Source organism: Prevotella herbatica, from assembly GCF_017347605.1.
In the GTDB taxonomy this organism is placed as follows: domain Bacteria; phylum Bacteroidota; class Bacteroidia; order Bacteroidales; family Bacteroidaceae; genus Prevotella; species Prevotella herbatica.
Window position 1 is genome coordinate 2,259,208 of sequence record NZ_AP024484.1, and the last position, 21,265, is coordinate 2,280,472.

Sequence of the window (21,265 nt, forward strand, 5' to 3'; positions counted from 1 at the left end):
GTGTTTGTATGGCTACTTATAATGGTGAGAAATATTTGAAAGAACAAATTTCTTCAATTATGTCTCAGCTTTCTGAAAAAGATGAATTAATTATTTCTGATGATGGGAGTGAAGATAAGACCCAGGCTATTATTCAATCTAATAAAGATAATCGCATAAAATTTTTTAAGAATATTGGAAGACATGGTTTTATATGGAATTTTGAGAATGCATTGAAAAATGCTTCAGGCGATATTATCTTTTTGAGTGACCAAGACGATGTATGGATGTCTGATAAGGTTGAAAAAACTATGGATGAACTTAAAACAGTAGATATGATAATACATAATGCCGAAATTATCGATTCTGAAGGTAATTCAAAAGGATATGATTATTTCAGTAGATTGCATTGTTATACAGGATTTTGGCAGAATTTATATAAGACAAGATGTCTTGGATGTTGCATGGCCTTTAAACGTCATGTGCTTAATGAGTGTCTCCCTTTTCCAAAGCATATAGTAGCTCATGATTACTGGATTGGTATGTATGCGCTTTCTAAGTATAAAGTTATGTTTTCAAGTGAAAGACTTATAAAGTATCGACGTCATGGTGATAATGCCTCTCCTTCTGCTGAAAAATCACCATATTCTTTTTTTTATCAGCTTTTCATAAAACGTTGTAATATTCTTGCTAATGTCTTATTTAGAAGAATAAGACATTTTAATTTATAGATTGAGATAATGAATGTCTATTATGGTGAATAAAAATATATTGCTGCTTGGGGGAAATGGTTTCCTTGGTAGAAGTCTTGCTGTGGAACTTAATAAACGAGAAAAATTTAGAGTTTCTGTCTTTGATTTGACGGAGCCATGTCATGCTTATGATGGAATAAATTATTACGCTGGTAATCTGAACGAGACAGGAAAAATAATCAGTATTATACAGAAAGAACATATAAATGTGCTAGTGCATATGGTCTCGACGATAATTCCTGGTTCTTCTGTTGATAATTATATCAGTAACTGTGAAATAGTCCAGATAAATACTATTCCATTGCTTGATTATTGTGCAAAGAACAAAGTTGAGTTTGTCTTCTTTTCTTCTGGCGGTACCGTATATGGTGTTAAGGGAGGAACCATTCGTGAGGATGAACCCACAGCACCTATTTCCTATTATGGTTTAAGTAAAGTTCAGATCGAGGATTTAATAAATTTTTATCATCGTCGGTACAATCTTAATTATATAATTCTGCGCCCATCAAACCCATATGGGCATGGACAGAACCTTTATGGTAAGCAAGGACTTATAGCTGTTATAATGGGAAAATTATTGAAGAATGAACCTGTGAATGTATTCGGTAATGGGGAGACTATTCGCGATTACATTTATATTGATGACTTTGTGTATTATGTGGCATCTCTAATTCATAAGGGTGTTTTAAACGAAACCGTAAATATTGGTTCTGGTGAAGGATATTCGATCAATCAGATTGTGAGTTTTGTAAATAAGATGAGTGGTGATAAACTTAAAGTTGAATATATTGATGCTCGTAAAGATGACGTGCCAAAAATGATTCTTGATACAACTCGTTTGCACAATTTCATTGATCATAAAAATAAGACAATGGAGGAAGGTATAAAATTGTTTTACGATGGAATAATGAATGATAATACAAATATAATATGATTAAATTGGCAGTTAGTATAAATAAATGCGACTCTGGTGGTCAAAAAAGTGTAATCATGTCCTATTTGCGTAATTTTGATAGAAATAGAATACAATTTGATTTGATTGTTGATTCAGATTCAAATAGTATTCCTTTTGAAGAAGTCAAAGAACTTGGTGGAAGAATTCTTGTAATACCTCCTTATCAAAGAATTTTCAAGCATATGATAACTTTGGGAAAAATATGCAGAGATAATAAATATGACGTATTCTACTCAGCGAATAATACAATGAATATATTTCCTTTATTTATTGCTTGGATTTCAGGCATTAAAGTGAGGATAAGCGAGAGTTTGACAACCGCCTCTAAATTTGAGAAAAAAAAGACCTTACTAAAAAATATATTAAGAAGGTTCTCTCTTTATTTTTGTAATTACTATATGGCTAATGGCATTGAGAGTGCAGAATATCAGTTTGGAAAAAAAACAGTTCGTGATGGAAAAGTCGCTATTTTTTTAAATCCCATTGATTCAACTAAAAATGGATTTGACTTAAATTTACGCAATAAAACTCGAAATACACTAAATTGGGACAATAAAATTGTCTACGGAACTATTGCCAGATTTGAGACACAGAAGAATCCTCTATTCTTAATAGATATAATGGCTGCAATAAAAGAGAAACAGCCTAATTCGCAATTCGCTATTATTGGAATTGGATCAATGGAGCAACAAATGAAAGAAAAAATTAAAAAATATGAATTCGGAGATAGAATGACTTGGCTTGGACGAAGAGAAGATATAAAACAATTTTATAATGCTTTTGACGCATTTTTACTTCCTTCTTTATATGAGGGATTTCCTGTTGTAGGGGTTGAGTCACAAGCTGCAGGCCTTCCTGTTTTCTTATCTGATGTTATTACTCATGAAGCAGCAATTCAAGAATTGGGACACTATATTAGTTTAAATAAATCAGCTTATGATTGGGCTTCTATTATCATATCCGAAACAGAAAAATCTATGAAAAATAGACGCGGGCGTATTGATTATCTAAAACAGCATGGTTTTGATGCTGTCATGGAAACTAATAGATTAATGGATTATTTTGAGAAAGCGGTTATAAATACGAAATAAAGATACTTTCATGAATTATATAATTACTGGTGGTACTGGCTTTATTGGTACCCATCTTACGAATTTGATAAGGGAATGTTATCCCAATGCTAATATCTATAATCTGGATATTGTAAAGCCTGGAACTCCTAATCCTGTTGTTAAGGATTATAAGCCAGCTGTTCTTTCTGGTAATGTGTTAGAGAGTACATGGGTGGAGTCTGACGTCCGTAAACCTATAGAGAATTTGCCGTTTACTCCTACAGAGCATGATATTATATTTAATTTCGCAGCTGTTCATCGTACTCCTGGGCATGAGAACTATGAGTATTTTGAAACAAATATAAATGGGGCGGAGAATGTTGTCGCTTTTGCCGAAAAATATAATATAAAGAAAATCGTTTTTACGTCTTCAATAGCTCCTTATGGTGCAGCAGAAGTAGAAAAGTTTGAAACGACTCTTGAAACTCCTAATACAGCTTACGGTATATCTAAACTTGTAGCAGAAAAGATTCATAGAATATGGCAGAATGGTGATAGCGTTAATCGTCAGTTGACTATAGTTAGGCCTGGTGTTGTGTTTGGACATGGTGAAAATGGTAATTTTACTCGCTTGTATTGGGCTATACGTGGACATAAATTTGCATACCCAGGTCGTAGGGATACAATAAAGGCTTGCATCTATGTGAAAGAATTAGTTCGCTTCATGTTGTATCGTCTAGAAAACCATGAACAAGGAGTTGAATTATATAACTGTTGTTATGAACCAGCGTATACGATACAGCATATTGTAGAGGCTATGAAAAAGGTAACAGGTGTAGGTGTATTCGTACCAGAAATACCTAATTGGATAATAATGCCACTTGCTACCATTGCAAAATGTATGGGTAGTCCTATGGGGATATGTCCGGCACGTGTGAAAAAACTACAGATTAGCACAAATATATGTGGCGCAAAACTAAAGAATTCAGGTTATGACTTCAAATGGTCATTCGAAGATGCTTTAAATGATTGGTTTGAAGATAATGAAAAGAAAGAATTGATATAAAAATATATATTGGCTAAGAAAACTAATGTGATGTTAGATAAATAATTGTTGTTGCAACTTAACAATAGTATAAAACACGTTTAGTAAGCTATAAATCTTGACTTGACTTTAAGTTTTAATGTCAAGTATGCATGAACAAACATTCGTAAATTTAAAACTATAATTTATTAAACGGATTTAAAATTTCAATAAAATACTTTTTATGTTTACTGAAGATTTGTTTACTTTACTAAAATATTCTTTGTGGAAAAAAGACGTTAATATTGTTATATCAGAAAAGGATATAACGGTAATAATGGAATTGGCAAAACGTCAGTCTGTGATTGGATTGGTTGCTGATGCTATTATAAGCAATGATATTCCTATTGGTCGCGATAATGTAATGATGCTTTTGTCGTATCTCAATGCCGTAAAGCGTAATAATAGAAATGTTGATGAGGGATTGACTGAACTTTGTTTCTTATTGAATAAAAATTCTATTGGATATTTTGTGTTCAAAGGTCAGACAATGGCGTACCTTTATGGTAAGCAGAATATTAGATGTGCAGGTGATGTTGATTTTTATTGTGCAGAAAAGGATAGGGAAAGGCTATTGAGACTACTAAAGAATGATGTTTCATTCAATGATGAAGTTTCTTTTAAACATCTGTCTTACAAAAAGGATGGCGTAGATTTCGAACTTCATTTTAAGTTGGCAAACTTTAGTGTCAAAAGGCATCAAGAGTTTTGGGACAGTTTGATTGAAGCAGAAATACAAAATAAGAAGTGTGATAATATCTGTATTAATGATATTGATGTATCAACATTGTCACCAACGACAAATGCCGTATATCTATTTATTCACATATATCATCATTTTATGAAAGAAGGTATCGGGCTGCGACAGTTATGTGACTGGGCGGTATTCTTGGATCATTATAGAAATGAAATTGATCGTAATGAGGTTGAAAAGATACTGAATAAGTTAGGATATGTGAAAGCATATTGTGCCTTTGGAAGTATTCTTATTGATAAATTGGGATTAGAAAAAGACACTTTTCCTCTTCCCGTAAATGAGAATGACAGAAGATGGGGAAAAAAAGTGTTAAAGGTTATATATCATGGTGGTAACTTTGGATGGAGCAATAGAAAAATCAATAGAATTGGATTATTGCATAGCTTGGAAACAGGATTTCTGGCTATATCACATACGATAAGATTCATGTCTTTATCACCTTTGGAAAATTCAGTGTATATTCCTCATGAAATGTATAGATCAATGCGGAAATATATAAGGATTGGAAGAGATCGAACAGATATTTTATAACCAAAAGAAATGCGATGAAGGCTATAGGTTAGTAAGTTATTATCACAATTCTGATATTAACTTTTTAATCGTAGTATTACGGTTATGCTATATTTCGATTTATAAGAGTGAACTAATCATTCCAATACTCTTATAGTCGTATTTTAGTTATCATGAAAAACATAAATTAATAATATCTTCGTAGTTAAATTTGTATATACGTCCAATGGAGAAGAATGTTTTATTAATAATTTTGACGTATTGTAAAAATAGATAATAGTATTGCAATGAATATTATAAAAACAGATATTGACGATGTCCTTATTATAGAGCCTCGTGTATTTAAAGACGAACGTGGTTATTTCTTTGAAAGCTTCTCACAGAGGGAGTTTAATGAAAAGGTTGGCAATGTGAATTTTTGTCAAGATAATGAGAGTATGTCTTCGTATGGGGTTATGCGTGGGTTGCATTTCCAACGTCCACCATATAGTCAAAGCAAGTTGGTGAGATGCGTTAAAGGTGAAGTTCTTGACGTTGCAGTTGACATCCGTAAAGGTTCTCCTACGTATGGTAAACATGTGGCTGTGAAACTGACGGAGGATAATCATCGTCAATTTTTTATTCCAAGGGGTTTCGCTCATGGATTCTCTGTGTTAAGTGATGTGGCAGTGTTCCAATATAAGTGTGATAATTTTTATCACCCAGAGGCAGATGGCGGAATAAGTATTATTGATGACAGTCTTGGCATAGACTGGAATATTCCTACTGATAAGACTATCTTAAGTGAGAAGGATACTAAACATGATTTGCTTAAGGACTTTGATAGTCCTTTTGACTATAATGTAGATTTGTATAAATAATATTTTGCTTAAAAGAATAATGAAAAGAAACATTATAATTACAGGTGGTGCTGGCTTTATTGGTAGCCACGTTGTAAGATTATTTGTGAATAAGTATCCTGAATATAATATAATCAATCTAGATAAATTGACGTATGCTGGTAACTTGGCTAACCTGAAAGATGTAGAAGATAAACCTAATTATAAGTTCGTTAAAATGGATATCTGCGACTTTGACGGTGTATTTCAACTTATCCAGAATGAACATGTTGATGGCATTATTCATCTTGCAGCGGAGAGTCATGTTGACCGCAGTATTAAGGATCCGTTCACTTTCGCACGTACTAATGTGATGGGAACTTTGACGTTGCTTCAGGCTGCCAAATTATATTGGGAGAGCTTGCCTGAAAAATATGATGGTAAGAGATTTTATCATATATCAACAGATGAAGTTTATGGTGCTTTGGAAATGACTAATCCCGAAGGATTGGAGTCTCCATTCTCAACGAAGGCTTCTTCTGAGCTTCATCATACTTATGGTACTGACTTTTTTACAGAGGATAAAAAATATAACCCGCATAGTCCATATTCGGCAAGTAAGGCTAGTAGTGATCATTTCGTTCGTGCATTTCATGATACTTATGGTATGCCTACTATAGTCACGAACTGTTCAAATAACTATGGCCCGTATCAGTTTCCAGAGAAGTTGATACCTTTATTTATTAATAACATTCGCCACCGTAAGCCTTTACCTGTATATGGTAAGGGAGAGAATGTACGTGACTGGTTGTATGTTGAGGATCACGCTCGTGCTATTGACGTGATATTCCATAATGGAAGTATTGCTGATACTTATAATATTGGTGGATTCAACGAATGGAAAAACATTGATATCATAAAGGTTCTTATCAAGACTGTTGATAGACTGCTTGGTAGGAAAGAAGGAGAGGACCTCAATTTAATTACGCATGTCACGGATAGATTAGGTCATGACAAAAGATATGCTATTGATAGCAGAAAACTTCAGAATGAATTAGGTTGGGAACCTAGTTTGCAGTTTGAAGAAGGTATTGAGAAAACGGTTAAATGGTACCTTGATAATCAGGCGTGGATGGATAATGTCACTTCCGGTGATTACCAACAGTATTATGAAAATATGTATAAAGGCAGATAATCAATTTTAGTAAAATAGTTTAATAACAAAATGTGTAACTTTAAGTATAAAAATCCATTGGATGTTATTTCTCCAAAGGAGTTTGTAGAAAATGTTGAACTTCTTTTTGATGGTGGTCCTTTTTCATATTCAATTGTAAAGCTTATTTATGATGATAGTCCAGTAATAGGACTTCGTTGGAATGTGAGTGACCATGAACAAATGGATGATGAAAAAATAAATGGGAGTAAAGAATGTGTAGGAATTCCACAATCACATGGTGTCCCTATTTGGTTTATTATTCCTAAATCTTTTTATCGATATTTACGCTTGATTATTGAAGATGAGATGAAGTCAAATGACATACATACAGGACTATCAATACAACAAATAAGCGAAAAAATAGACAACATGGAAATAGTCTAATAATAATCAATATTATTTATTGACAGTTATGGAAATCTGGTAGACATATTATATTGTTAGTTTTATATATATATGATAATAGTGTTGCATTGCTAAGTTAATTACTTATATAATTTATATTCATAATAAATTCATACAGATTCTTCGGTGTGCTATTCATAATGACCTTGAAGTTCCACGGCTGTCTTTCTTGTGTTGTTTGGATAATATGGTCTCTCAAATTTATAAGTTCTATGTTAGGCATTTATATTATGTTTTATTTAATATGGCATAATATGGTTTGTACAATCTCCAAATAGAGGACCTACTTGGAAATTGTACAGAGAACCAACAATAAATTATTTTTTCTTTTTGTTGGGGGTTTGCGTAAGAGCACTGCCTGCAGCGGTCTTACTTTTACTACTAGTTCTGCCATCTCTGAGAACGCTTGAAGCTGCCTTGGCAGCTTTTCTACTCGTAACTTTTTTGGAGTTGTTCATATTCTAAAAATTATAAATTACTTGGAACTGGCACTAATTCTTCATCAACATAGAAGTTGCCCGTCCTTTGATTACAACTGTTACAAAGTGGCACAATATACCAACTTTGATCGCTGCTGTATGCTTTCTGAACATGGGCGCCGACTAAGTCACCTCTGTGATGACAATCTGTTGCACCACATCTGTAAGCCCTATGTGATGCATGGGCATTCCAATAATCCAACCATGATGAATAGCCCGATGGGGCAGAATAACGGGCTGAACCGTTTACATTTGTAACAAACATTTTATTTTTCCACGTTAATATGTGGCTCCTAACAGTTTACCAAAAGCGTTAGTTATTTATTAAAATACGTATTAATTATATTAATAGATAGAAATATGGAATTATCTGGCGATATGCTAATGCAAAAAATCGCAAATAGGGAAAATAATGAAGATTCTGCAAAAAAAGCATTTGTTCAGTTTTGTTCAAAATATGAAGAGAGGCTTTTGCGATTAGTTGAACCACAGTGTATTAAGTATGGATATTCTCCTGATGTGGCTTTTAAATCAGTAGAATGTGCATTTGCAAGAGTTTGGAAATATCACAATTTTGATAAGTCTAAATCTAAATGTAAAAATGTGGATGATGCTATTGTTATATGGTTGAACAGAATTGCTTATACCCAGATCCTAAAATTTAAAGATAGTGGTGAATGTGCAGTTGTGAATGGAGATGAAAATTTAGCGATTATTACTAACGGAACAGAGTTTTATGAAATATCTTCTGAATATAAATATATACCAGATGACGAGAGAAAAGAAAAATCTTTAGATCTTGATTTAAGGCTTTCTTGTATGGACGAGAAACATAAAATAGTTTTACTTACATATTTAGCTTATGAAGTACAGGGGAAGAATATGCCACGTACATTATTGTTAAAATTAAGATCTCGCTTGAATTTAAAACAGTCTTCAATAAGGGTTTACAAGAAAGAAGCAATTGCTTCATTAAACGTTAAAATATAAATTATTCTTAATATGAATGACATTGAGGAGATTCATTTTATGCTTTGCACTAGTGGCTATTTGCCTCCGCGTAATGAATATGAGTTGTATGAAACAGAAAAACATAATACAAGTTATAAGTTAAGAAATTCAGACAGGCGAGTTGATGTTGAAAAGATTATCAAAAAATCGTGCTCATGTAGTATTTCTTATATGCATGCAGATGATTCATCTATGGTTACAGAACCGATAAGAAGGGCCGCAGCACGTAACTTGGAAAGTTTGCCTCAGAATATAATAAAGAAAATAAAAAGTCAACATTCCTCAAAGAATGATGAAGATAAATAAATGCATAACTAGTCTAGCTGAAGAAGTGGCTAGAAATTATGATAGCCCAATTCTTCTTAAAAAGATTGCCGATGATGAGCTCATCAATGTTATCTATGATGATTATGGTAAAGATACATTTGATGGACTGACATGTTTTGAACCATTTACTGATGAATTCTATATTCATATCAATTGTGCAAGGGCCAATTCTCTGGATAATGCTAAAGGAAGGTTCACCTTCGCGCATGAGTTGGGGCATTATTTTATTCCATCACATAGACTTGGCTTGATGAGTGGGACAATGCCACCTCATTGTTCTGTTAATTTTTTATATGATAATAGTGCATGGATGATAGAACGTGAGGCTGATGCATTTGCTTCGTCACTTTTAATGCCAGAGTATTCGTTTTTAGATTTCATTAAAGGTGTTCCTTTCGATTTTTCTCTTATAGAAAATATAGCAAAATATTATAATGTTAGTAAATCTGCTGCGGCATTAAGATATTCAGCTATTGGGAATATTCCTATTATGGTTGTTTTTGGTATCAATGGAAAAATTAGGTGGGTGTGTCGCAACGAAAATTTCCCTTTTTGGCGAATGAAGTATGGTAATGGCAGAGGTGATGCTATTCCTGAAAATACCGTTATGGGAACATTTTTCTATGAGAATAATAATAGCGATTGCTGCCAGAAAGAGATTATCTACGCCGGTGATTGTTTTGACATAAATATCAAAGAAGAAAATAACCAGGAATTCTTTGAATGGTGTATTCCATATAGGAATATGGCATTAAGTGTAATATGGGAGAACAGCAATATGCGTTGATTTTATCTTTTATTACTATACAATTTAAAAAAGATACATAAAATATGATGTATCATAGCCGATTTTATACTTATATGATTGACATATACAATAAATTCTTCCAGATTCTTCGATGCGCTATTCATGATGATATTGAAGTTCCACAGCTGTCTGTGAATGAATGGAAACAGATATACTGCATAGCCCAAAAGCAATCGTTGTTGGCGGTGATATTCCGTGCTCTTGAAAGAGCTACACCTCCGTCGGATGATGATGAAGAAAAAGATGTGTTTGGAAAGCTGGTGATAGAATGGCTCGGACAAGTTAGGGCTATTGAGAGAATAAATCATAATGTCACGGCTAATGTCATTAAGCTATCTGAAAAGTTTGCTCAAGACAAATTCCAATCTTGCCTTCTTAAAGGACAGGGCAATGGCTTGTTGTATCCGCAGCCTAACTCCCGTACTCCTGGTGATATAGATATATTGATTAGACCGAGGAAGTATGACTTAGGAAAAAGGAAAGTTGCTGATGATGTAAGGAAAATAATAAAATATGTTAGATTGCAGGAACCTGATGCAATAGCAATCTATAATCATATTGAATATCCTAGATTTAACGGAACCGATGTGGAGGTGCATTATCGTCCTTCGTTCATGTTTAATTTCATTTTCAATTCTAGACTACAGGAGTTTTTCACTGAAAACGCTGATGAACAGTTCCATAACAGAACAGAGATGGCGGATGGAGTGATTGCTGTTCCTACGTCTGAATTTAATAAGGTGTTTTTGTTGAGCCACATTTACAAACATCTGTTTCATGAAGGTATCGGACTTAGGCAGTTGCTGGACTATTACTATGTGCTAGAGAATGATGTAGAATTCAGTAATGATTATAAAGCGTTGTTCTCACATCTTGGTATTTGCCATATAGCTGGTGCAATCATGTGGATATTGACAGAGTATTTTGGAATGAAACAAGAAAAGGTTCTGGTACCTGTTGATGAAAAACGTGGGCGATTTGTGCTGAACGAAGTATTGCAAGGAGGTAACTTCGGAAGGTATGATACACGGTATAACTTCGGCAATGACGTATGGGGAAGAAATTTGCAACGTCTGTATCGTGATTGGCGATTACTAAGGTATTTCCCGTCAGAAGCAATCTCTGAACCGATATTCCGCATCTGGCATTTCTGCTGGAGGCTGAAGCATAAAAAGACAAAGCTGAAAAAGCAGGAAGACATATAGAATGTTGAATATATAACGAGCATTAGAACTTTTACCGCTAATCACCATCGACTAATTTTCATGATTGTGGGATTGTTATTTGCTTGAATAGATTTCCAAATATTTTGGAATGAAATATTTATTTATGTATTCCTTCTGGTGTTCGAAAGACATTTTTATACCTCCAAACTTAATGATCTCCTTGGCTTCAACTGAAGTCTTTGAAAATGTTTTTTTAAATGGGATATTGTTCAATGTAGCTGTCAGTCGCCACGCTCCATTACCCATTTCTGTCCATTGAATATCTGCTATAGAAATATGATAATCTTTTTGAACATAATTGAAAATAGATGGTTTGTATCCATCCAACGATGACAGTAAATCAGGATTCATCTCGGCAAAATGCCCCTCAATCTTATCTATCCAATAACTGTCTACGCTATATCTTTCGGATAGTCTTCTGAACTCTGTTACTGCATTTACCGTATTGCGTATAATATCCTCTGGATTTTTGAGGTTATTCTTTCTTCCAAAAACCAACAAGTCTTCATGGGTGATATTCATGGATTTCCCATTGACTGAAAGATAATGTGATGGATCGAAATGATTACCTGGGTTGAAACAAGAGAATGTCATATCATAAGCTGGCGTAATATGCCATGCACCATTCTCTTCCATCATAAATGAAAAATTCTGGATATGAGCATCTACATTTGTTGTCAATATATTGAAAACCATGCGTCTGTAGGTTTCTTCCTTTTCTTTGTAAGGTAAGCCCAGTTCATCACAAACGTCCATCAAATCTTCATAACTGCTAGCCTCGGGGTTCATTGCAGCCAAAGTCTGTGTATGAATCTTCTTGCCATTCTTACGGTCATAACGCTCTGTAAGAAAGTGGTAGTCTCCATCTATCTTAATCAACTCTGAGGGCATCATTGTTATTCCTGCCAATTTCGCCATTTCGCTATAAACCATCTCTATTATTGTCAAAGGATAATAGTCTTTCTCTGCAAATTTTAAGATGTAATAGGTGTATTCAGAAGGCAGCAGAATTTGTCCTGATCTGATTTCTCCTGTTATTTTGTTACGCGCGATAATGGCTTTGGTATGTTGCCCACCAGCTGAAGTGCCAACTTCGTACAAGCTTTCCAAAGAAATGTCTTTGCCTGCAACAACAGTATCTTCGCGCTTTTGTAATATTTCCTGAGCTTTATGATATAAATTATCTAAGTTGATATCGTCGTTTGTGCCAATCTGTCTTGAGGGTTCGAATTCGAGAGCTCCCATGCTTCGTTGTCCGATAAATGACAGTTTATCGATTGGTGTCAAATTTTTATCCTTAATGTTCTTCGATTGTGCCCATGCTGCAAATACTGTATTTCCCCATCTGCCAGGCATACTATCGCTGATGAAAGCTGGTAGACCATGAAAAATACTATCGTTTTGCAGTCCATAGAAAGGAAAACGACTTTTGGGATTTCGTATAGATGCAGTAAGCGGTGCTATGTCCGGTCCATTTTTTAGAAATGTAGGATTGTACTCAAAAATAGAACGATTGCGTCGGATATCCCAAGTGAGCCGTCCTACTTCCTGATTCCAGATGATAACTTTAAGATTGTTTTCCATGTCTTATTCTCTTAGGTTTACGTTCTTCTAATTTCGCCATCGCATAAGGTGACACAGGAATCTCTGGCATAATATCTGCGATTCCATCTGTAAAATCTATAGCTTTCAGCATTGAGATGAAATTTCCCATTGTGATATTGTATGAATATCCCAACTCAAAACGTCTGATAGTGAGTACGCTCACACCAGATTTCTCTGAGACCTCTTTCTGCGTAAGTCTTGAAACTAATCGATACTCTTTGAAGCGCTTGCCTAAAGCAGCTATCACTTCACTTGCAGATTTCTTGTTTATATGGTTCAGCTCATCCATGTGGCAAAAGTACATAAATTATCTGTTAACTGCAAATATATTCTATAAAGAATAATATATGAACGCAAAATAAATATAATTTTGTGCTTAGATGTAGATAATAACAAAATAACAGAGACTTATAAAGTTGTTATAGCGATAAATATAATGTTTATAAAACTAGTAGGTTGAAATAAAAATATAAAGCATTAGATAGAGTGATTCTTAAAATTTTATCATACACTGATTTATAGTATGTTATAGGCATCAAAGCTTAACTATACGTATTGGTGTTTCTTCAATTTGCATGATACATCCAAACAAAAGGATATAAACTTGCATTTATTAAAAATACTTGTTATATTTGCCAGATGCAATCGGACTTTAAAAACTCTAATATATGAAAATATTAATTGCCGGTGGTACTGGATTTATAGGAAAGAGCTTGATTCCTTTTCTTGTAAAGAATGGACATGAAGTAAATGTTCTGACCCGACGGAATATGAATGATGTGGAAAACATACATTATTTCCGATGGGATGTAGATAAACGACTTATTGAGCCGAAGGCTTTTGATGGTGTGAATGCTCTCATCAATATGACTGGAGCTAATATTGGTGAAAAACGCTGGACTATAGACCGTAAGAACGAAATCTTAAATAGCAGGGTGAAGCCGTTGGACTTTCTTTTGAAAGCCATCAGTGAATATGGCAACAGAATAGATGTGCTGATTTCTTCTTCTGCTGTGGGATATTATGGAGCAGTAACCACTAATCATATTTTTACTGAAGAGGACTATAACGGTACTGATTTCCCGGCTTATGTATGTAGGTTATGGGAAGATGAAGCGTTGAAGTTCAGAGAGATAGCCGACCGAGTGGTTATTTTACGTAAAGGTCTAGTTATCGGAAAAGATGGAGGAGTATATCAGAAATTAGCACCATTGGCGAAGTTAGGTTTGAGCGTTGCTCTAGGTAGTGGCAAGCAATATTTCCCTTTGGTATATATGAATGATCTAATTCGTGCTTATAATTACATTTTGGAGCATCACGAAATTGACGGTGTCTTCAATATTGTGGGAAATCAAAATATGACCATGAACGAATTCTCCCAAAAACTATTAGACTCTTTTGGTAAAAGAAAGTTGTTGCCAAACATTCCAGCATTCATAATTAAAATGCTATTTATGGAACGAGCTGAAATGTTGCTTCAAGGCTCAAAGATTAGTAATGAAAAGTTTAGAAGTACAGGCTTTGAATTTATGTATTAATTGACTGGTGCTAGTAATGAGTCTGTAGGCGGAAGTAGGGGATGACCGTATATAAAATAATAATATAACTTTAATTTTTAAAGCCATGAGTATTACAATTGAACAAGCAGATTCTGTTATTAAGAGTTTAAATCAAAACAATCCGGAATGGTTTTCTGCCCACGAATTCATTGGTAGATACATTAAAATGTATGAGTATAATTATATAGATATGCTGGTGGAATACAAGAATAAACATACTCTGGAGATTTTCAAAACTGTTCATAATCAAATTGCTAACTTCCTAAGTGCTAACCAAAATAAATTAGGTATTAGTTTAAATGGTCAAGTAACAGATATGAATGTTCATCATTTAGAAACACCTTGTAGCAAATGGGATATGAAGCCAGCTGAATAATTGGCATTTTATATTTATATAGATGACTGTTTTTTTAGAAAAGGTTATAGTTGCAATAATTAGGTAGTCATATCCTAATCTGGTTTTCTGTAATAAAGGATTGCAATATGTAATGCAGTACGTGTAAGATGATACTGATTCACGATAATATGAATAATGTTGATTAGATAATGGGATTTACAATCAAAAACATAAATACGATAAATGATATTGCAACATCACACGGTGCTGGAATAAAGAAGGTATTGTGCTCAAATGATGAGGCTTCTAGTAACATTACTCAAATTGCAATGTCTCGCTTGAAGGCGGGTGAACAGGTAGAAGTGCATGTGCATGAAACGATGGAGGAACACTTCATCATTGAAGAAGGCAGTCTTGAATTCATGATTGATGATAAGGTGATGACTGTTAACGCGGGTTCTTATGTTATGGTTCCTGCTGGAACAAAGCATGGGATAAAGGCGGTCACTGACTGTAAAATGATAACGGTGGGGTGCGCTATTTAGAAAAGGCAAAATATTACCTTTTAACTTGTTCTTGGCACCGAATGAAGAATATTTGCATTTGCGTTGTGTGGGTGATGTCTTGTAACCAGATCATAAATATTCTAATGAACTATTGATTATGATAATTTTTTTGATTACATTTGTAATCTGAAAATAAAATTATTTATTACTATATAATGAGTCGTAAATTATGAAGATAAAAGAACTTATGATAGAAGGACTTTTCGATGAATATGATTTTCATTGGAAATTAAATGCTAATACTACTCACGATGTGAATATATTGGCAGGACGGAATGGTTCTTTTAAATCTACAATATTAGATATCATATATACTTATATAAAAGAAACACAATCCATCAATAAATTTAAGGATATTTCAAGCCTCAGTATTAGCTTTACTGAAAGCTATAAGTATACATATTTGAGAAAGAATGAAGAATTTAACATAACTAGTGGTGCTAGTGTTACTGGAGAAAATACAATTTCTATACCAGTGCATGACTATCTTGCAACAAAGGATCATATTAAAATAAAAAACGATGATTTCAGAGATCTTGTGCTTATTGATAAAATAGCAACATTTGACAGAATGGCGAATGGAAATTTGCTTGACCTGAAACTTGATAAACTTGTAAGTGGATATGGGCATTATCTTTATAATCTATCTGTAGAAATAACAAAAACGATACAGAAAGAGAATAAAATTGATTTTAATAGACTGAACGAAATTAATAAAGCAAAGGATCTTTTTGTGAAAATAATAAATGATTCTTTTGCGCATTCAGGAAAGAAAATCAATGAGAAATCTAATGAGTTGGAATTTATTACAAGTAAGGAAAAGAAGATTGGTGTAAAACAATTGTCTTCCGGAGAAAAGCAATATCTTATTATAATGCTTACCGTATTGTTAGAAGTCAATAAGGAATATATCTTATTAATGGATGAACCAGAGATTTCTTTAAATATAGAGTGGCAAGAGACTCTTTTAGAAAACATAGAAAAACTTAATCCTAATTGTCAGATAATTATGACAACTCATTCTCCAGGTATATTACTTAATGGATGGGGACAGATGGTTACTGAAATGGATAAGATAACGATATGTAAATAATTGAATCTGATGGATTTAAAAGAATATATAACTAAAGATTATATTTATAACACAAAATTCTTCAGAGAACAAAATACTCTAATACCAGTAAAAGTCCTTGTGGAAGGTGATGATGATATCGAATTTTGGAAAAAAGTACTTTCCAAATATAACAAATATAATTTTAGTATTGCAACTAATAAAGTAATAGATAGTAGAGGTACAACTACTGTACATAATGGGAAGGATGCTTTGATGAAATGGGCCTCTCTATTATGTGAGAATTTTATAATATGTGTGGATGCTGATTATGATTTGGTGATAGATAATTATCATTCATATACGAATATACTACGTGATAATAAATATATTATAAATACGGCGTATTACTCTATCGAAAATGTTTTGTGCCATCCTGATAATCTTACAAAAATAGAAAAAGAATTGACCACTATTGATTCCTCTTTTAATTATCTGGATTTCTTAGAGCTGTTGTCTTCTTCTATATATGATTTGCTACTTTTATTTGTAGCGGCAAAAAACGAATCTATTAAAAGTCAAACAGACTCTGATTTTACCATCATGGATTTTAAGAGGGTCGTAAATTCTCTTAAATTCCGCAATAATACTTATAGTGAAGATTTTAAAGCGTTCTCTGATGAATATCATAATGATAATGCATTAAAACTTCTTCTCGGTAAATATAAAAAAGCAATGAAGGCTGCTGATGTTGCTTTATGTAGTTATAATTGTAAAGATAAAAATGCCTACAAGCTGATACAGGGACATTTCTTATTTGATAGGATAGTATTCCCTGTATTATGTTTTATCTGTTCAACTATAAGAGGATGTAGAACGCAGATAAAGGATTTATATTATAATTGTACTACTTTTGATGATACAATGATTCCTGATTCACTTGAGAGGAAACTAAATGATATTTATGTCTAATTATTAGGGAAGGGGCATTGCTAAAGGATTTACGCTTTTATGTGTTACACCTTCTTCACGATGATTATGTTGTAGAGAGGGTGGCTTTTGTAATAGCTTGTTGATTGATTTGATGTAATGGTATCTTTGTTTAGTCCACAACTCATATAGATAGTAGTTTATTACAGTTAAGATAATATTATGCTTGAACAAAATTCTTAATCTTAGCTTAAAGAGTTAGAAATTTATTGAATTAGTGTGATGAATATTTAGAGAATAATAGCATTGTAAATACTGATATTATGGCTTTCGCCATAGTATTACATGAAGAAGGAAAATGGATATGAAGAGGAAACTCTTTATATCCATTTTCCTTTTATTTTTTTATGTCCTTGAAACAAAATCCTTTGTTTTTAATTTATAAGTGAGAAAAGAATATAATCATAGTCCTTTTGATCGCTAAATGTTAATATTTATAAATAAGTGTATACGAAAAGTACAATGTTTTAAATTTGACATTATATTTGTACCATTCTTAGTAATGCTAATTGGAAATATAAAATAATCGTAAGTGATTGATATATAAGAAGAAAGTTCTAATTGTTGTTGAATCTAAATCATGTAAATAGACAAGGTCTTCACTAATATAAAATTTATTATCAATTTGATAAAAACGTGTAGTTCCTGATAATAACATATTATAAGTGTTTATTGAAAATAATTTAGAACAATAATAAAAAGGATGAATTGAGTTAATAGTGTAAGTGGCTTCATACATTGGTAAATTCAACTTTTAAAAATATAACGAGTATAAAGTTGATGTTTATACTTTGCAGTGATAGTGATAATTAGAATTGGAGTTGTTAGAATACTCATCATGATTGTTGTATTCTATTTTATTTAAAGCCATTGTATATGAAAGTATTAATAGCCGTTAGTAATGGGTTTATAGGAAAAACTTTGATTCCTTTTCTTGTAAAGAAGGGAAACGAAGTAAATGTTCTGACCAGAAGGGCAATGACAGATGTGAAAAGCATACGTTATTACTTATGGGATGTAGACCAAGAATTTATGGATTCTAAGGCTTTTAATGGCGTGAATACACTTGCCAATATGTCAGGAACTAGTATTGATGAAAAACGATGGACTGTAGACCGAAATAAAAGAATCCTTAATAGTAGAGTAAAACTATTGAATTTCCTTTTGAAATCAATCAAAAAATCCCCAAACAAAATAAAGGTGTTGATATATTCATCTGCTTTGAAATCTTATAAAGCAGTAACTACTGATAGAGTTTTAAAGCATAACGAGGTTGGCCGCGTATTAAACATTATTTCAAACGAACATTTTATCATGAACGAGTTGTTTGATAAGATGTTACATGCTTTTAATAGAAGAAGATTATACCCAAACGTTTCTGAATGGGTAGTCGAAATATGATTCTGCGAATGTTCGTAGAAAGATGATGCTATGAGTGTTTATAGACAAAGATAAGAACAATAATAAAAAGAATGAATTGAGTTAATAGTGTAAGTGGCTTCATACATTGGTAAATTCAACTTTTGAAAATATAAGGAGTATAAAGTTGATGTTTATACTTTGCAGTGATAGTGATAATTAGAATTGGAGTTATTAGAATACTCATTATAATCGTTGTATTCTATTTTATTTTAAAGCCATTGTATATGAAAGTATTAATTGCTGGTGGTACTGGGTTTATAGGAAGAACTTTGTTTCCTTTTCTTGTAAAGAAAGGAAACGAGGTAAATGTTCTGACCAGAAGAACTATGCCCGATAAGGAAAACATTCATTATTATCAATGGGATGTAGACCAAGGATTCATTGATTCGAGGGCTTTTGATGGTGTAGATGCTCTCATCAATATGACCGGAGCTAATATTGGCGAAAAGCAATGGACTGTAGACCGCAAGAATGAAATCCTGAATAGTAGGGTGAAGCCGTTGGACTTTCTTTTGAAAGCCATTATTGAATCAGGTAATAGAATAGATGTGTTGATTTCTTCATCTGCTGTAGGATATTATGGAGCAGTAACCACTAATCATATTTTTACTGAAGAAGACAAGAACGGTACTGATTTTCCAGCCTATGTTTGTCGGTTGTGGGAAGATGCGGCTTTGAAGTTCAGAGACGTAGCAGACCGAGTTGTCATTTTGCGTAAAGGTTTAGTTATTGGACCAGATGGAGAGATATACCAAAAACTAAAACCAATAGCTAAATTAGGGCTTAATGTTGCATTAGGCAATGGTCAACAATATTTCCCATTGGTATGTATCAATGATTTGATGAATGTTTATAATCATATTTTGACACATAACGAAATTGACGGTGTCTTCAACATTGTTTCAAATGAACATCTTACCATGAACGAATTCTCGGATAAGATGTTGCAATCTTTTGGTAGAAGAAGATTATTCCCAAATATTCCTGCGTGGGTATTAAAAATATTATTCCACGAACGAGCGCAAATGCTACTACAGGGATCTAAAGTTAGCAATGGGAAAATAATAAGTACAGACTTTGACTTTTGGTATTAATATATCTATGTCTGTCATGAGTCTGGCTATTTTAATAATAAAGGAGGAAAATATTATGAAATTTTTGATTGGATTACGCAATAATGTTTATGCTGATTATATTGGCTATAACTTGAGATTGTTGGGACATGATGTCATGGTCGTTGAGGGGGGAAGCGACATTCTAGATATGCTATTTAGACAGAATTGGGATGTTGTTATTGTCGGCATTCTCGTGAATTATTATAATGGTTTGGAGATTTTAGATAAATATCAAAAATATTGCCATGAAAGATTGAAAGTAGAAGATGACTTTGTAAGAGCAAAGATTTTTATAGCTAGTAGTTTTTTTGATAAAATAAGTATGCAGCAGGCTATGTCTTTAGGCGCAGCCGATTATTTTGTTATGCCTCAGGATACAGATGAACTTTTAAATAACATACTAAAAAAATAAATATTATGAAATATCTTCTTTTTGTATTTTTATTAGCGAATTGCAACATCGCGTTTTGCCAGGAAAAATCGATAGAACTGCAATCAGTAGGTGTCACAAATATGATGGAATTTTATAATAAGCCATCTAGAGTGAACTGGAATATAACTTCAATTGAAGGAACCATAAAAACGAATATCGATAGCACACATAATATTACATTTGTGCCAAAACTAAATTTGGCGCAGAAAGTTCCTATTGGTGATGGCTATTTTAAGACGGTTTATGCTCAAGAGCAATTAGAAACTTATCTGATTATATCTAAAAAGCTATCTCTATATGCTTTATATGCATATTCTTCATCAACTTTGTTTTCTAAACATTTGGCTATAGTAGAAGGTACATTTTTATTAACAAACGGATGGAACCTGACTGGAGGTAGTAAGATGTATTATTGGACAAAACCAATTTTTAGTTATACTGTTGGTCTCGAAAAATACATTGGAAATTACTTGATTACCGTGAAGCCTTATCTGGCTTATATGCATTCTAATTGCTATGGATCAATAAACGTAGGCGTCAGAAGGTATTTCAAAGATCCAAAGAATTATATTCATGCTTGCTTTTTTGATGGACATTCTGCAGAAATAGTCCCCCATTTAGACAGCGAGTATTTATTAGGTAACAACACATGGGGCTGTTATATGCTATGGCAACAAAAACTGACTTCTTCTTTTTTGCTTAAGACTGTTGCATCTTTCAGAAATGAGCAATATACAAACGGAATGAACCGTAACATACCTGGATTTACTCTTGGAATCAATTATATATTTTAATTATATGATAACGC

Annotated in this window: 25 protein-coding genes; 21 read left to right on the forward strand and 4 right to left on the reverse strand. The window is 33.1% G+C overall.

Annotated elements, in window-relative coordinates; all coding sequences use genetic code 11:
* Positions 1 to 8 precede the first annotated feature (8 nt).
* The 8 genes from prwr041_RS08375 to prwr041_RS08410 all read left to right on the forward strand — a co-directional run bounded on the left by prwr041_RS08375 (position 9) and on the right by prwr041_RS08410 (position 7,507).
* Positions 9 to 710 (forward strand): glycosyltransferase, encoded by a 702-nt coding sequence (locus prwr041_RS08375; RefSeq protein WP_237072182.1) that lies wholly within the window; start codon positions 9 to 11, stop codon positions 708 to 710.
* A 22-nt stretch (positions 711 to 732) separates the two neighbouring features.
* Entirely contained in the window at positions 733 to 1,665 is a 933-nt protein-coding gene (locus tag prwr041_RS08380) for an NAD-dependent epimerase/dehydratase family protein (protein ID WP_207153366.1), read from the forward strand.
* On the forward strand, positions 1,662 to 2,777 hold the full coding sequence (locus prwr041_RS08385) for a glycosyltransferase (protein ID WP_207153367.1): 1,116 nt from the start codon (positions 1,662 to 1,664) through the stop codon (positions 2,775 to 2,777). The genes prwr041_RS08380 and prwr041_RS08385 overlap by 4 nt, the downstream gene beginning before the upstream one ends.
* Positions 2,778 to 2,787: 10 nt before the next feature.
* On the forward strand, positions 2,788 to 3,804 hold the full coding sequence (locus tag prwr041_RS08390; RefSeq protein WP_207153368.1) for an NAD-dependent epimerase/dehydratase family protein: 1,017 nt from the start codon (positions 2,788 to 2,790) through the stop codon (positions 3,802 to 3,804).
* A gap of 202 nt (positions 3,805 to 4,006) precedes the next feature.
* Entirely contained in the window at positions 4,007 to 5,110 is a 1,104-nt protein-coding gene (locus tag prwr041_RS08395; protein WP_207153369.1) for a nucleotidyltransferase domain-containing protein, read from the forward strand.
* A gap of 266 nt (positions 5,111 to 5,376) precedes the next feature.
* Positions 5,377 to 5,949 carry a dTDP-4-dehydrorhamnose 3,5-epimerase gene (gene rfbC / locus prwr041_RS08400; RefSeq protein WP_207153370.1) on the forward strand — a complete coding sequence of 191 codons (573 nt, stop codon included), beginning with the start codon at positions 5,377 to 5,379 and terminating at the stop codon, positions 5,947 to 5,949.
* Positions 5,950 to 5,968: 19 nt separating this feature from the next.
* On the forward strand, positions 5,969 to 7,102 hold the full coding sequence (locus tag prwr041_RS08405) for a dTDP-glucose 4,6-dehydratase (protein WP_207153371.1): 1,134 nt from the start codon (positions 5,969 to 5,971) through the stop codon (positions 7,100 to 7,102).
* 30 nt (positions 7,103 to 7,132) lie between these two features.
* On the forward strand, positions 7,133 to 7,507 hold the full coding sequence (locus prwr041_RS08410) for a hypothetical protein (RefSeq protein ID WP_207153372.1): 375 nt from the start codon (positions 7,133 to 7,135) through the stop codon (positions 7,505 to 7,507).
* A gap of 338 nt (positions 7,508 to 7,845) precedes the next feature.
* Here prwr041_RS08410 and prwr041_RS08415 read toward each other — a convergent pair whose 3' ends face one another.
* Positions 7,846 to 7,986, reverse strand: a complete 141-nt coding sequence (locus prwr041_RS08415; protein WP_207153373.1) for a hypothetical protein — start codon at positions 7,984 to 7,986, stop codon at positions 7,846 to 7,848.
* Between the two features lie 10 nt (positions 7,987 to 7,996).
* Positions 7,997 to 8,272: a hypothetical protein gene (locus prwr041_RS08420; protein ID WP_207153374.1), complete on the reverse strand. Its 276-nt coding sequence runs from the start codon at positions 8,270 to 8,272 to the stop codon at positions 7,997 to 7,999.
* Positions 8,273 to 8,367: 95 nt separating this feature from the next.
* On the opposite strand from prwr041_RS08420, the gene prwr041_RS08425 reads away from it, so the two are divergent.
* The 4 genes from prwr041_RS08425 (at position 8,368) to prwr041_RS08440 (ending at position 11,358) form a co-directional block, all read left to right on the forward strand.
* A complete protein-coding gene (locus prwr041_RS08425; RefSeq protein ID WP_207153375.1) occupies positions 8,368 to 8,997 on the forward strand; it encodes a hypothetical protein in 630 nt (209 codons plus the stop codon).
* A gap of 12 nt (positions 8,998 to 9,009) precedes the next feature.
* Positions 9,010 to 9,324 carry a hypothetical protein gene (locus prwr041_RS08430; protein WP_207153376.1) on the forward strand — a complete coding sequence of 105 codons (315 nt, stop codon included), beginning with the start codon at positions 9,010 to 9,012 and terminating at the stop codon, positions 9,322 to 9,324.
* A complete protein-coding gene (locus tag prwr041_RS08435; protein ID WP_207153377.1) occupies positions 9,308 to 10,132 on the forward strand; it encodes an ImmA/IrrE family metallo-endopeptidase in 825 nt (274 codons plus the stop codon). The genes prwr041_RS08430 and prwr041_RS08435 overlap by 17 nt, the downstream gene beginning before the upstream one ends.
* Positions 10,133 to 10,206: 74 nt before the next feature.
* Positions 10,207 to 11,358, forward strand: coding sequence for a nucleotidyltransferase family protein (locus prwr041_RS08440; protein WP_207153378.1), 1,152 nt, complete (start codon positions 10,207 to 10,209; stop codon positions 11,356 to 11,358).
* A gap of 75 nt (positions 11,359 to 11,433) precedes the next feature.
* Here prwr041_RS08440 and prwr041_RS08445 read toward each other — a convergent pair whose 3' ends face one another.
* Entirely contained in the window at positions 11,434 to 12,963 is a 1,530-nt protein-coding gene (locus prwr041_RS08445) for a type II toxin-antitoxin system HipA family toxin (RefSeq protein ID WP_207153379.1), read from the reverse strand.
* Entirely contained in the window at positions 12,947 to 13,288 is a 342-nt protein-coding gene (locus tag prwr041_RS08450) for a helix-turn-helix domain-containing protein (RefSeq protein ID WP_237072183.1), read from the reverse strand. The genes prwr041_RS08445 and prwr041_RS08450 overlap by 17 nt, the downstream gene beginning before the upstream one ends.
* Before the next feature lie 364 nt (positions 13,289 to 13,652).
* On the opposite strand from prwr041_RS08450, the gene prwr041_RS08455 reads away from it, so the two are divergent.
* The 9 genes from prwr041_RS08455 to prwr041_RS08495 all read left to right on the forward strand — a co-directional run bounded on the left by prwr041_RS08455 (position 13,653) and on the right by prwr041_RS08495 (position 21,251).
* Positions 13,653 to 14,522: a TIGR01777 family oxidoreductase gene (locus prwr041_RS08455; protein WP_207153380.1), complete on the forward strand. Its 870-nt coding sequence runs from the start codon at positions 13,653 to 13,655 to the stop codon at positions 14,520 to 14,522.
* Between the two features lie 85 nt (positions 14,523 to 14,607).
* The gene (locus tag prwr041_RS08460; protein WP_207153381.1) at positions 14,608 to 14,919 is read left to right on the forward strand and encodes a hypothetical protein; all 312 of its coding nucleotides are present in this window, start codon (positions 14,608 to 14,610) and stop codon (positions 14,917 to 14,919) included.
* A gap of 170 nt (positions 14,920 to 15,089) precedes the next feature.
* The gene (locus prwr041_RS08465) at positions 15,090 to 15,425 is read left to right on the forward strand and encodes a cupin domain-containing protein (protein WP_207153382.1); all 336 of its coding nucleotides are present in this window, start codon (positions 15,090 to 15,092) and stop codon (positions 15,423 to 15,425) included.
* 190 nt (positions 15,426 to 15,615) lie between these two features.
* Positions 15,616 to 16,539 carry an AAA family ATPase gene (locus tag prwr041_RS08470; RefSeq protein WP_207153383.1) on the forward strand — a complete coding sequence of 308 codons (924 nt, stop codon included), beginning with the start codon at positions 15,616 to 15,618 and terminating at the stop codon, positions 16,537 to 16,539.
* Between the two features lie 9 nt (positions 16,540 to 16,548).
* Positions 16,549 to 17,469 (forward strand): DUF4435 domain-containing protein, encoded by a 921-nt coding sequence (locus tag prwr041_RS08475; protein ID WP_207153384.1) that lies wholly within the window; start codon positions 16,549 to 16,551, stop codon positions 17,467 to 17,469.
* 894 nt (positions 17,470 to 18,363) lie between these two features.
* The gene (locus prwr041_RS08480) at positions 18,364 to 18,888 is read left to right on the forward strand and encodes a Rossmann-fold NAD(P)-binding domain-containing protein (RefSeq protein WP_207153385.1); all 525 of its coding nucleotides are present in this window, start codon (positions 18,364 to 18,366) and stop codon (positions 18,886 to 18,888) included.
* A 245-nt stretch (positions 18,889 to 19,133) separates the two neighbouring features.
* Entirely contained in the window at positions 19,134 to 20,003 is an 870-nt protein-coding gene (locus prwr041_RS08485) for a TIGR01777 family oxidoreductase (RefSeq protein ID WP_207153386.1), read from the forward strand.
* Positions 20,004 to 20,058: 55 nt separating this feature from the next.
* Positions 20,059 to 20,436 (forward strand): DNA-binding transcriptional response regulator, encoded by a 378-nt coding sequence (locus tag prwr041_RS08490; protein WP_207153387.1) that lies wholly within the window; start codon positions 20,059 to 20,061, stop codon positions 20,434 to 20,436.
* Between the two features lie 101 nt (positions 20,437 to 20,537).
* Positions 20,538 to 21,251 carry a YaiO family outer membrane beta-barrel protein gene (locus prwr041_RS08495; protein WP_207153388.1) on the forward strand — a complete coding sequence of 238 codons (714 nt, stop codon included), beginning with the start codon at positions 20,538 to 20,540 and terminating at the stop codon, positions 21,249 to 21,251.
* Positions 21,252 to 21,265: the final 14 nt, after the last annotated feature.